This window comes from Agrobacterium sp. O3.4, assembly GCF_041414895.1.
Lineage (GTDB): Bacteria > Pseudomonadota > Alphaproteobacteria > Rhizobiales > Rhizobiaceae > Agrobacterium > Agrobacterium cucumeris.
In genome coordinates this window covers 2,589,547-2,601,452 of record NZ_JALPZP010000001.1, presented here as the reverse complement: position 1 = coordinate 2,601,452, position 11,906 = coordinate 2,589,547, and the positions used below count along the sequence as shown (strand labels likewise).

Sequence of the window (11,906 nt, the reverse complement as noted above, 5' to 3'; positions counted from 1 at the left end):
GCCATGCGGTTACGCTCTCGCGACAAGTTCTGCGAACTTGCGCTGGTAACGCGGGGTGGAGCAGCCCGGTAGCTCGTCAGGCTCATAACCTGAAGGCCGCAGGTTCAAATCCTGCCCCCGCAACCAAATCCCCTACAAAGACTATCATACAATAAAATGCCCTCCCGCCGCGGAGGGCTTTTGCGTTCCAAGCACTCAAACCTATGCATCTTCTGGCTGGTAATCTGCCTCTCTTTCTGTGCCGATCCAGCCGTTCGAGATTGCCATAAATCCGGATTTGGCCATGATGCGCAAATCATCCAACGCAGAAGAAAGACGCCGTGACCGCCGAACCTTTGCAGATACTCAAGACCATCTACGGCTATGATACATTCCGCCGACGCCAGGGCGAGATCATCCAGCATGTCATGGCAGGACATAATGCATTCGTACTCATGCCCACGGGTGGAGGAAAGTCGCTTTGTTACCAGATCCCGGCGCTTGCCCGGGCGGGAATGGGGCTTATCGTATCGCCGCTCATAGCGTTGATGGTCGATCAGGTGGCTGCCCTGCGTCAGGCTGGTGTGCGGGCCGAGGCGCTCAATTCCGATCTTTCTCTGGAAGAGCGCCGTGCGCTCTGGCAGGATATGCGGGCCGGCGAGGTCGATATTCTTTATGCCGCGCCGGAAACCCTGCTCAAACCCGATGTTCTCGACGCGCTTCAATCCATTGACCTGTCGTTGATCGCGGTCGATGAGGCGCATTGCCTGTCGCAATGGGGACATGATTTCCGCCCGCCTTATCGTCAGCTCGACACATTGATTGAGCGTTTTCCCGACACGCCGCGCATGGCCCTGACGGCGACGGCGGATGAACCCACCCGCGCCGAGATTCTCGGCCATCTGGGCATCGATGACAAAGATGCATTCATCGCCGGGTTCGACCGTCCTAACATCCGCTATGCGATCATGGAGAAGGACAATCCTCGCGCCCAGCTGAAACGTTTTCTCAACGGCCGGGAAAATGAAAGCGGAATCGTTTATTGCCTGTCAAAACGCAAGGTGGATGAGACGGCGGCGTGGTTGCGGGAAGAGGGGCGAGATGCGCTGCCCTATCACGCCGGCATGGACAAGGCCGCCCGCGAAGAGAACCAGACCCGTTTTCAACATGGTGAGGCGGTGATTATTGTCGCGACCGTCGCTTTCGGCATGGGCATCGATAAGCCGGATGTGCGTTTCGTTGTCCATATCGATTTGCCCGGCAGCATCGAGGCCTATTATCAGGAGACCGGCCGCGCCGGTCGTGATGGTCTGCCGTCAGACGTGCTTATGCTCTACGGTTATGAAGACATCGCTTTGCGCAACCGCTTCATTGAAGAATCGGACGCCGCGGACCAGCGCAAACATATGGAGCGCCAGAAGCTTGATTCCCTGCTCGGTCTGGCGGAAACGGCGGGCTGCCGCCGGCAGATCCTGCTCTCCTATTTTGGCGATCGATGCGAGCCCTGTGGTAATTGTGATACCTGCGCCGAGCCGCCGGATCTGTTTGACGGGTCGATAGCCGCGCAAAAGCTGCTCTCCTGCATTTACCGCACTGGGGAACGTTTCGGCCAGGCCTATGTCATCCGCGTCTTGCTAGGCGTCGAGGACGAGCGGATTTCCCGCTTCGGGCACGATCAGATCACCACTTACGGGATCGGCAAAGAGCATGATAATCGCACCTGGCGCGCGATTTTACGGCAACTGGTTGCGCTTCGCCTGATCGAGGTGGATCTGTCCGGACATGGCGGATTGTCGATTTCCGAAGACGGGAGGCGGTTCCTGCGCGAAAAGCCATCCCTGATGCTGAGAATACCGTCTGCGCCCCGCTCGACCCGACAGCAGACGCCGCGTAATGCCGCATCGACAGCTTTGCCGGAGGCGGATCGTGGTCTCTTCGAGGTGTTGCGCGCGAAGCGCATGGAAATTGCCCGCACGCAGAACGTCCCGCCTTATGTGATTTTTCACGACAAGACCCTGATCGAACTCGCTGCTGCGAAACCGGCCTCGGCGAGGGAGATGGCGCAAATCCCCGGCGTCGGAGACACCAAGCTGGAGCGCTACGGCCCCGCCTTTCTGGAGGCGATCATGCAGCACGCCGCTGGCGAGTGACTGGCAGATTAATTCGGCCAAGACCAGCGTTGGGGATAGTCAGGTAAAGGGTAAAGACTTAGCCTGTCGTGTCCTTAAATAGAACGTTCTGATCGATGAGATAACGGGAGAACAGGGGCAGGCTTGCCCCCCCGATCGCCCGGGCCTGGCTGCCGACCGCGCCCTCGATGATCTCCGGCAGCGTAACGCCCTGAAGGTCGTGGTGTTTGAGAGCAAGCCGGGTGGCAGAGACGATCCTCGCTCTGACCCAATCGGGAAAACCGCCATCGATGATGACACTGGAAAAGTCGATGATGGAGGCGGCGGCGATGACGGCCTGCGCCAGCGCGGCGGCCGTCTTGTTGATCCAGCTTTCCAGCGGTTCGCCGAAATCGATCCATTCGTCGGGTGAGAACCAAAGGGGACGTGGATCGATACCCTTTTCGCGCAGCATGTTCTCCAGAACGAAGATCGACGCGATTTTCAGAAGCTGAACCGTATTGCCATCCTGCCCCTGCACCGGTAGAGGGCCGATTGCACCGGCGGTGCCCGTTTTTCCGGAGAACAGCGCCGAATTCAAAACGACGCCTCCTCCGATGAAGGAGCCGATGAAGATATAGAGAAAATCCGGGTAGTTCTGGCCAGCGCCAAAAACCAGCTCTGCACCGCAGGCACTGGTCGCGTCATTCTGCAGAAAGACCGGGTAGCTGACGCCTTCGGCAATTTCGGAGCGGATATCAACATCCCGCCACCGTTCCATTTCGGCCTGCGGCGCGCCCACTTCCTGGGCCCAGTTCCACAGTTCGAATGGGGCGGCGATACCAACTCCGGTGATTTTTTGCCGTTCCGCCGGGGACAATTTCGATTCGATCTCCGTGATCCCTTCGATCACGAACGGCAATATCCATTCCGGCAGGGGGTAAGGGTAAGTCTTGCGCAGCTTGAGTTTGATCCGGCCGACAAAATCCATCAGCACGAGATCGACACTGCGCCGGCCGATCTTCACGCCAAACGAAAAGACGGCGTCGGGATTGAGACGCATGGGTGTCGATGGTTGCCCGACCTTTCCGCGCAGTCTTTCACCACGAATGAGAAGGCCGTCTTTCTCCAGCGAGCGCATGATGACCGATACGGTTTGCGCCGAAAGGCCGCAAAGCCTGGATATTTCGGCTTTCGACAATCCGCCATGGCGGCGAACGAGCGACAGCACCAGCCGCTCATTATAAGCGCGCACCCCGATCTGGTTGGCACCGCCGCTGATATCCATAATGGTGGGCGGCGCAGGCGGCGCCGTCTCGACAGATCGTCTCATAATGTCATCCTCCCGCCCGCTATATCCGTCACGACCGATACCTGCAGGCTTTATGGCAATCTTGCTATCGCAACGTAAACAACGGTGGCGATATTCCTCCCTGCCGCATATTAGAATGCCATACCGAATTAATAATTCAATCGGATTTATTTATTGACAGGCGTTTCCTTTGGTGGTTCCATCTGGGCCAACGGTCGTTGTTCTCGGAGGAGACGAGATCGTCGGGTAACCGTCACGGTGCTCAAATATCCATTGGGAGGATCTCATGAAGACCACTGTTTCCGCTCTTCTGGGCGCGCTTGCGCTTGGCGTTTCTTTCGCTTCCGTCGCGTCCGCGGCAGACACATCGGTGTGCCTCATTACCAAAACCGACACCAATCCCTTCTTCGTCAAGATGAAGGAAGGCGCGACCGCCAAGGCCAAAGAACTTGGCGTGACGCTGAAATCCTATGCCGGCAAGATCGACGGCGATTCCGAAAGCCAGGTTGCAGCCATCGAGACCTGCATCGCCGATGGCGCCAAGGGTATCCTGATCACCGCATCGGACACCAAGGGCATTGTTCCGGCCGTGCAGAAGGCACGTGATGCCGGCCTTCTGGTGATCGCTCTCGACACGCCTCTGGAGCCCGTTGATGCCGCCGATTCCACCTTTGCCACCGACAATCTTCTGGCAGGTGAGCTGATCGGCAAATGGGCCGCCGGCACCCTTGGCGACAAGGCCAAGGACGCAAAAATCGCCTTCCTTAACCTCACCCCCTCCCAGCCAACAGTGGATGTGCTTCGTAACCAGGGCTTCATGAAGGGCTTTGGCATCGACGTGAAAGACATCAACAAGATCGGTGATGAAACCGATCCGCGCATCGTTGGCCATGACGTTACCAATGGTAACGAAGAAGGTGGCCGCTCGGCCATGGAAAACCTGCTGCAGAAGGATCCGACCATCAACGTCGTTCACACCATCAATGAACCTGCGGCTGCCGGCGCTTACGAGGCGCTGAAAGCGGTTGGTCGTGAGAAGGACGTTCTGATTGTTTCCGTCGATGGCGGTTGCCCTGGCGTCAAGAACGTCGCGGAAGGCGTAATCGGCGCGACCTCGCAGCAATATCCGCTGCTGATGGCGGCTCTTGGCGTGGAAGCCGTAAAGAAGTTCGCCGATACGGGTGAAAAGCCGAAGCCGACCGAAGGCAAGAGCTTCGTCGACACTGGCGTGACGCTGGTGACCGACAAGCCAGTCAAGGGCCTCGACTCGATCGACACGAAGGAAGGTCTCAACAAGTGCTGGGGCTGATGCCTCGCCATTGAAACCCGCGGGGGCATTCTTGCCCCCCGCCCTTGGACCAGAATAATTTCAGCCACGATCCGGGGGATCGGACAAAGGAACAAACGAGCGCGCCGCGCGTCCCGCAGACACGAGATTGGCCCGCTTCACAACACTTTGAATCTACGCGTCATTTTATTGAAAAATAGACCCTTGCTTCAAGGGCGGATGCGATAGAGCGATCGGGAGGAAAATCCATGAGCGATCAGCCGGTGCGGGCTCAGCCGCATAATGAATTTGAAAATGTGCTTTCGGGAAGTTCGACGCAGGTCGCCGCTTTCGACACGCACGACAAGAGTGTTCTGGAAAAATTCCAGTACTTTCTGCATTCCAGCCCGGCGGCCGTGCCGCTGATCGTACTGGTGCTGTCGTTGACTGTCTTCGGCATGACCCTTGGCGGCAAGTTTTTCTCGGCATTCACGCTGACCCTTATCCTGCAGCAGGTGGCCATCGTCGGCATCGTCGGCGCAGCGCAGTCGCTGGTCATTCTGACGGCGGGTATCGATCTGTCGGTGGGCGCCATCATGGTACTCTCCTCCGTCATCATGGGGCAGTTTACCTTCCGTTACGGCCTGCCGGCGGAACTCTCCATTCTCTGTGGTCTTGCTGTCGGCGCATTCTGCGGCTTCATCAACGGCATTCTGGTCTCGCGCATGCGCCTGCCGCCCTTCATCGTCACGCTCGGCATGTGGCAGATCGTACTGGCGACGAATTTCCTCTATTCCGCAAATGAAACGATCCGCGCACAGGACATCGCTCAGCAGGCGCCCATTCTGCAGTTCTTCGGAAATAACATCCGTCTGGGAAGTGCGGTCTTTACCTACGGCGTCATCGCCATGGTTCTGCTCGTTGCTCTGCTCTGGTATGTGCTCAACCGCACCGCCTGGGGCCGCCATCTTTATGCCGTGGGTGACGATCCGGATGCTGCCGAACTGGCCGGCGTCAACGTCAAGCGCATGCTGACGACCGTTTACACCCTGTCCGGCCTCATCTGTGCCTTCGCCGGTTGGGCTCTCATCGGCCGCATCGGCTCGGTTTCACCGACCGCCGGCCAATTTGCCAATATCGAATCCATCACGGCTGTGGTTATCGGCGGCCTGTCGCTGTTCGGCGGGCGCGGCTCGATCATGGGCATGATTTTCGGCGCCCTGATCGTCGGTGTCTTTTCGCTCGGCCTCAGGCTCATCGGAACCGACCCGCAATGGACCTATCTGTTGATCGGCGTCCTCATCATCATGGCTGTCGCAATCGACCAGTGGATCAGAAAGGTAGCAGGCTGATGGCAAAAGAACCTATTCTCACAGCACGCAATCTCGTCAAACGTTATGGCCGCGTGACCGCCCTCGATCATGCCGATTTCGATCTCTATCCCGGAGAAATCCTGGCGGTGATCGGCGACAATGGCGCCGGCAAATCCTCGCTCATCAAGGCGATTTCCGGTGCGGTGACACCGGATGAGGGAGAGATCAGGCTTGAAGGCCAGCCTGTGCAGTTCCGCTCGCCGATCGAGGCGCGCAAGGCGGGTATCGAAACCGTCTATCAGAACCTCGCGCTCTCGCCGGCACTTTCCATAGCCGACAATATGTTCCTCGGCCGGGAAATCCGCAAACCCGGCATTCAGGGCAGCGTGTTCCGGGCGCTGGATCGTCCGGCCATGGAAAAATTCGCCCGCGAGAAACTCTCGGAACTGGGTCTGATGACGATCCAGAACATCAATCAGGCGGTGGAAACCCTTTCTGGCGGCCAGAGGCAGGGTGTGGCGGTAGCACGCGCGGCGGCTTTCGGCTCCAAGGTCGTCATCCTCGACGAACCGACGGCAGCACTTGGCGTGAAGGAAAGCCGGCGTGTTCTTGAACTCATTCTTGACGTGCGTTCGCGCGGTCTGCCGATCGTTCTGATCTCGCATAACATGCCGCATGTGTTCGAGGTGGCGGACCGCATCCACATTCACCGGCTGGGCAAGCGCCTGTGCGTCATCAATCCAAAGGACTATTCCATGTCCGACGCCGTCGCCTTCATGACCGGCGCCAAGGAAGCGCCGAAGGAAACGCTTGCCGCATGACGCTGAAGCTTGAGACGATCGCTGAAGACGTTCTTCGGCGGGCAGAGGGCAAATCCCGTTTTATCATTGCCATTGCCGGTCCCCCTGGGGCCGGCAAATCCACGCTGGCGGACGCGCTTTGTGATGCTTTGCTGGCGCGGGGCGAAACGGCCGCCGTGCTGCCCATGGATGGCTTCCATATGGACAATGGCATCCTTGAAGAGCGTGGGCTGCTGCCGCGCAAGGGCGCGCCCGAAACCTTTGATGTGCGTGGCTTCCTCGATATCGTCTCTGCCGTCCGCAGGGGCGGGCAGGAGGTGCTTGTCCCGGTTTTCGACCGCTCCCGCGAAATCGCCATTGCGTCCGCCCGCGCCATCGCGCCGGAGACACGCTTCATTCTGGCTGAAGGCAATTATCTGCTGCTGAATGAGGCCCCATGGACGGCGCTTTCCGAGAGCTTCGACCTTACTATTTTCGTTGGGCCGTCGGTCAACGTGCTTGAAGAGAGGTTGCGGAGCAGATGGCAGGGCTACGGCCTCGATGCAGCTGCGATCCACGCCAAACTTTTTGAAAACGATCTTCCCAACGGTAAAAGGGTGATCGAGAACGCCCGCCCTGCCGATATTCACATCGATATCTGGGAATAGGTTAACGCTTTCTCGTCACTGAGCGGCAAGGCGCATTTGCCGTTAAGCCTTTGTTGACCATGTGTTGAATCTTTTTCATCCACAGGGTGGGGCTTTTGTGTGTCTATTTATTGACGAGAAAATTTCCTCATATGCTATATGTGGTGTTCAAGGTTCTCCCGATTCGCAAGCGTCGGGAGCTAAGACGGGAATTCGGTGAGCAACGCCATCATGGCGGAACAATGCCGAAACTGCCCCCGCAACTGTAAGCGGCGAGCATCGTTCCGATTTGGGTCACTGGAGCCAAAAGCTCCGGGAAGGCCGGGATAGATGTTGTGACCCGTAAGTCAGGAGACCTGCCTTGAGCGAAAACGTCCACGGGCGGGGTGTCCGGAAGGAAGGTATGGCGCAAATGAATTGCGTTCGCCCTTTTCTGACCCCTTCCAGAACAAGCTTCGGGGTGAAGTCATGCCAGTGCATTTTTTTAAGTTCCTGCGCTCGTCGGCGTAGAGAGTGATTTTACGCGGCCAGAAGCGTTTTCAGGATAACCGGGACAAACGGTTTCCGTCCGGAAATGTGACAAACCCTCTAAGCCGTGCGCCCCACCTGAATGACAAATCCATCGCCACCCGATTGCGATTGCAATCGGCAATGTTGAGCCGTGTCCAAGAACGGCTTCGAAAGAGGAAATTATGACCGTCACCGTTTACAGCAAGCCCGCCTGCGTCCAATGCACTGCCACCTATCGCGCACTCGACCGCATCGGCGTTAGCTATGAGATCGTCGATATTTCCGAAGATGCGGATGCGCTCGATCACGTTCGCGGCCTTGGTTACATGCAGGTTCCCGTGGTCGTCGCCGGCGAACGCCATTGGGCGGGTTTCCGGCCGGATATGATCGGCGCGATCAGCTAAGGCGGCAGCGTGATGGGGCTGATCGTTTATTATTCCAGCCGCTCTGAAAACACGCATCGTTTCCTTCTGAAACTGGGGCGGCGATTATTGCGCCTGCCACTCGGCGCCGAGGAGGATGTGCCTCATGTGTCTGAGCCCTATGTGCTCGTCACCCCCACCTATGGGGGCGGCGGCACGAAAGGGGCCGTGCCAAAGCCGGTCATCCGGTTCTTGAACGAGCCCTCCAACCGAAATCTCATTCGCGGCGTCATCGCGGCGGGAAACACGAATTTTGGCGCAGCTTTCGCATCCGCCGGAGATATCGTCTCGCGCAAATGTGCCGTGCCGTTTCTCTATCGCTTCGAGCTTCTCGGCACGGAGGAAGATGTCGCCAACGTCAAACATGGATTGGAACGATTTTGGACACGCTGACCTCAGGCGCGCTGCGCAAGGACGCCAAACAGCCGGTAGCTGCAAGCCAGAAACCGGTTGATACGGGACTGGACTACCACGCGCTGAACGCGATGCTGAACCTCTATGACGAGAACGGAAAGATCCAGCTCGACAAGGATCGCCTTGCCGCCCGGCAATATTTCCTCCAGCACGTCAACCAGAACACGGTGTTTTTCCATAACCTCAGGGAAAAACTCGATTATCTGGTAACGGAGGGATATTACGAACAGGAGGTACTGGATCAGTATTCCTTCAATTTCGTCCGCGATCTCTATGACGAAGCCTATGCCCGGAAGTTCCGCTTTCCGACTTTCCTCGGGGCGTTCAAATATTACACCTCCTACACGCTGAAGACATTCGACGGAAAACGTTATCTGGAGCGTTATGAGGATCGCGTCTGCATGGTGGCGCTGGCTCTCGCGCGCGGTGACGAACAGCTTGCCCGCGACCTGATGGATGAGATCATTTCCGGCCGCTTCCAGCCGGCGACCCCGACGTTCCTGAACGCTGGCAAGAAGAGCCGCGGTGAGCTGGTCTCATGTTTTCTGCTACGCGTGGAAGACAATATGGAAAGCATCGGCCGCTCCATCAATTCGGCGCTGCAGCTTTCAAAGCGCGGCGGCGGCGTGGCGCTGTCCCTGACCAATATTCGCGAATTCGGCGCACCGATCAAGCACATCGAAAACCAGTCTTCCGGCGTCATTCCTGTCATGAAGCTGCTGGAAGACAGCTTTTCCTACGCCAACCAGCTTGGCGCGCGTCAGGGCGCGGGCGCAGTCTATCTGCATGCCCACCACCCTGACATCATGCGTTTCCTCGATACCAAGCGCGAAAATGCTGACGAAAAAATCCGCATCAAGACCTTGTCGCTCGGCGTGGTAATCCCTGACATCACCTTCGAACTCGCCCGCAACAACGAGGATATGTACCTGTTCTCGCCCTATGACGTGGAGCGGGTCTATGGCGTACCGTTGACCGAGATTTCTGTCAGCGAAAAATATCAGGAGATGGTCGCGGATAGCCGCATCCGCAAGAAGAAGATCAAGGCGCGCGAATTCTTCCAGGTGATCGCCGAAATCCAGTTCGAGAGCGGTTATCCCTACATCATGTTCGAGGATACGGTGAACCGCGCCAATCCGGTCGCCGGCCGTATCAGCATGAGCAATCTTTGCTCGGAAATCCTGCAGGTCAGCGAGGCAAGCGAATTTAATGCCGATCTTTCCTATAGCCATATGGGCAAGGATATCTCCTGCAATCTCGGCTCGCTGAACATCGCCTCGGCGATGGATTCGATGGATTTCGGCAAGACGATCGAGACCTCCATCCGGGCGCTGACGGCGGTATCGGACATGAGCCACATTTCCTCCGTTCCTTCGGTGGAAAAGGGCAATGATGCGAGCCACGCCATCGGGCTTGGCCAGATGAACCTGCACGGTTATCTGGCGCGCGAACGCATCTTTTATGGTTCCGAAGAAGGCGTCGATTTCACCAATATCTATTTCTACACCGTGACCTATCACGCCATCCGCGCCAGCAACCGGCTGGCCGTGGAACGGGGCCAGAGCTTCAAGGGCTTTGAGAACTCCAAATATGCCTCGGGCGACTATTTCGACAAATATACCGATCGGGAATGGTTGCCCGCGACGGAAAAGGTCCGTGAGCTGTTCGAAAAAGCCGGCATTGCCATTCCAACGCAGGAAGACTGGACGGCGTTGAAGCAGGACGTGATGGCATCGGGTCTCTATAACCAGAACCTTCAGGCCGTACCGCCAACCGGTTCGATCTCCTATATCAACCACTCCACCTCTTCCATTCATCCGATCGTCTCGAAGATCGAAATCCGTAAAGAGGGCAAGATCGGCCGCGTTTATTACCCGGCTTCCTATCTTTCTAACGACAATCTCGAATATTATCAGGACGCCTATGAGATCGGCCCTGAAAAGATCATCGACACCTATGCGGCGGCTACCCAGCATGTCGATCAGGGCCTGTCGCTGACGCTGTTCTTCCGCGATACGGCGACGACACGCGATATCAACCGGGCGCAGATCTACGCCTGGAAGGAGGGGATCAAGACCATCTACTACATCCGTTTGCGCCAGATGGCGCTGGAAGGCACGCAGGTTCAGGGCTGCGTTTCCTGCACGCTCTGATTTGAGGGACAAGAGAATGAACATCGCCGTAAAAACCGCGTCCCGCATCCGCGCGGTCAACTGGAACCGCATCGAGGACGACAAGGACCTCGAAGTCTGGAACCGCCTGACCTCGAATTTCTGGCTGCCGGAAAAAGTGCCGCTTTCCAACGACATTCCTTCCTGGGGAACGCTGAAGCCCGAAGAACAGAAGCTGACGATCCGCGTCTTCACTGGGCTGACTTTGCTCGACACCATCCAGAACGGTGTCGGCGCCGTGCGGCTGATGGCGGATTCGGCAACGCCGCATGAGGAGGCGGTGCTTTCCAACATCTCCTTCATGGAGGCCGTGCACGCCCGTTCCTATTCGTCGATCTTTTCGACACTATGCCTCACGCCTGACGTTGACGACGCCTATCGCTGGTCTGAGGAAAACGAGTTCCTGCAGCGCAAATCAGCGCTGATCATGCGGGAATATGACAGCGGTGACCCGCTGAAGAAGAAGATCGCCAGCGTGTTTCTGGAAAGCTTCCTGTTCTATTCCGGCTTCTACCTGCCGATGTTCTGGTCAAGCCGCGCCAAGCTCACCAACACGGCGGATTTGATCCGTCTGATCATCCGCGACGAGGCTGTGCATGGTTATTACATCGGCTACAAATTCCAGCGGGCGGTGGATCGTCTGGGCGAGGCAAAGAGACAGGAAATCAAGGACTTCGCCTTCGATCTCTTGCTCGAGCTTTATGACAACGAGGCGAAATATACCGAAGACCTCTATGACGGCGTTGGCCTGACCGAGGACGTCAAGCAGTTCCTGCATTACAATGCCAACAAGGCCCTGATGAATCTGGGTTACGAAGCGCTGTTTCCGGCCGAGGCCTGCCGCGTCAACCCGGCGATCCTCTCGGCACTCTCACCCAATGCCGATGAAAACCACGACTTCTTCTCCGGTTCCGGCTCGTCCTATGTCATCGGCAAAGCCGTTGCCACCGAAGATGAAGACTGGGATTTCTGAGACCGGAGAAC

At 57.4% G+C, this 11,906-nt stretch carries 10 protein-coding genes, 1 tRNA gene and 1 riboswitch; of the genes, 10 read left to right on the top strand and 1 reads right to left on the bottom strand.

The features are described from left to right. The first annotated feature begins 49 nt into the window (after positions 1–49). Together M0412_RS12675 and recQ are read left to right on the top strand one after the other, a co-directional pair. Positions 50–126: transfer RNA gene (locus tag M0412_RS12675), tRNA-Met, on the top strand. Positions 127–320: 194 nt separating this feature from the next. Beyond that, entirely contained in the window at positions 321–2,129 is a 1,809-nt protein-coding gene (gene recQ / locus M0412_RS12670) for a DNA helicase RecQ (protein WP_269700618.1), read from the top strand. A 58-nt stretch (positions 2,130–2,187) separates the two neighbouring features. Here recQ and M0412_RS12665 read toward each other — a convergent pair whose 3' ends face one another. Next, a complete protein-coding gene (locus M0412_RS12665) occupies positions 2,188–3,420 on the bottom strand; it encodes an ROK family transcriptional regulator (RefSeq protein ID WP_269700616.1) in 1,233 nt (410 codons plus the stop codon). 265 nt (positions 3,421–3,685) lie between these two features. On the opposite strand from M0412_RS12665, the gene M0412_RS12660 reads away from it, so the two are divergent. The 8 genes from M0412_RS12660 (at position 3,686) to nrdF (ending at position 11,895) form a co-directional block, all read left to right on the top strand. Then, on the top strand, positions 3,686–4,708 hold the full coding sequence (locus tag M0412_RS12660) for a sugar ABC transporter substrate-binding protein (RefSeq protein WP_142840711.1): 1,023 nt from the start codon (positions 3,686–3,688) through the stop codon (positions 4,706–4,708). 227 nt (positions 4,709–4,935) lie between these two features. Continuing rightward, the gene (locus M0412_RS12655) at positions 4,936–6,018 is read left to right on the top strand and encodes an ABC transporter permease (RefSeq protein ID WP_142840712.1); all 1,083 of its coding nucleotides are present in this window, start codon (positions 4,936–4,938) and stop codon (positions 6,016–6,018) included. After that, positions 6,018–6,800 carry an ATP-binding cassette domain-containing protein gene (locus M0412_RS12650; protein ID WP_142840713.1) on the top strand — a complete coding sequence of 261 codons (783 nt, stop codon included), beginning with the start codon at positions 6,018–6,020 and terminating at the stop codon, positions 6,798–6,800. The genes M0412_RS12655 and M0412_RS12650 overlap by 1 nt, the downstream gene beginning before the upstream one ends. Further along, positions 6,797–7,426, top strand: coding sequence for a nucleoside triphosphate hydrolase (locus M0412_RS12645; RefSeq protein WP_142840714.1), 630 nt, complete (start codon positions 6,797–6,799; stop codon positions 7,424–7,426). The genes M0412_RS12650 and M0412_RS12645 overlap by 4 nt, the downstream gene beginning before the upstream one ends. 133 nt (positions 7,427–7,559) lie before the next feature. Beyond that, positions 7,560–7,784: riboswitch (cobalamin riboswitch) on the top strand. Between the two features lie 313 nt (positions 7,785–8,097). Next, positions 8,098–8,319 carry a glutaredoxin-like protein NrdH gene (gene nrdH, locus M0412_RS12640; RefSeq protein WP_142840715.1) on the top strand — a complete coding sequence of 74 codons (222 nt, stop codon included), beginning with the start codon at positions 8,098–8,100 and terminating at the stop codon, positions 8,317–8,319. Between the two features lie 12 nt (positions 8,320–8,331). Beyond that, on the top strand, positions 8,332–8,730 hold the full coding sequence (gene nrdI, locus M0412_RS12635) for a class Ib ribonucleoside-diphosphate reductase assembly flavoprotein NrdI (protein ID WP_142840716.1): 399 nt from the start codon (positions 8,332–8,334) through the stop codon (positions 8,728–8,730). Continuing rightward, complete coding sequence (gene nrdE / locus M0412_RS12630; protein WP_269700611.1) at positions 8,718–10,904, top strand: class 1b ribonucleoside-diphosphate reductase subunit alpha; 2,187 nt, start codon at positions 8,718–8,720, stop codon at positions 10,902–10,904. The genes nrdI and nrdE overlap by 13 nt, the downstream gene beginning before the upstream one ends. Before the next feature lie 16 nt (positions 10,905–10,920). Beyond that, positions 10,921–11,895 (top strand): class 1b ribonucleoside-diphosphate reductase subunit beta, encoded by a 975-nt coding sequence (gene nrdF, locus M0412_RS12625; protein WP_142840718.1) that lies wholly within the window; start codon positions 10,921–10,923, stop codon positions 11,893–11,895. Positions 11,896–11,906: the final 11 nt, after the last annotated feature.

Coding starts and splice junctions, on each gene's coding strand:
- M0412_RS12665 (WP_269700616.1), bottom strand. CDS start 3,420: ATGAGACGATCTGTCGAGACGGCGCCGCCTGCGCCGCCCACCATTATG.
- M0412_RS12645 (WP_142840714.1), top strand. CDS start 6,797: ATGACGCTGAAGCTTGAGACGATCGCTGAAGACGTTCTTCGGCGGGCA.
- nrdF (WP_142840718.1), top strand. CDS start 10,921: ATGAACATCGCCGTAAAAACCGCGTCCCGCATCCGCGCGGTCAACTGG.
- M0412_RS12650 (WP_142840713.1), top strand. CDS start 6,018: ATGGCAAAAGAACCTATTCTCACAGCACGCAATCTCGTCAAACGTTAT.
- nrdH (WP_142840715.1), top strand. CDS start 8,098: ATGACCGTCACCGTTTACAGCAAGCCCGCCTGCGTCCAATGCACTGCC.
- nrdI (WP_142840716.1), top strand. CDS start 8,332: ATGGGGCTGATCGTTTATTATTCCAGCCGCTCTGAAAACACGCATCGT.
- M0412_RS12655 (WP_142840712.1), top strand. CDS start 4,936: ATGAGCGATCAGCCGGTGCGGGCTCAGCCGCATAATGAATTTGAAAAT.
- M0412_RS12660 (WP_142840711.1), top strand. CDS start 3,686: ATGAAGACCACTGTTTCCGCTCTTCTGGGCGCGCTTGCGCTTGGCGTT.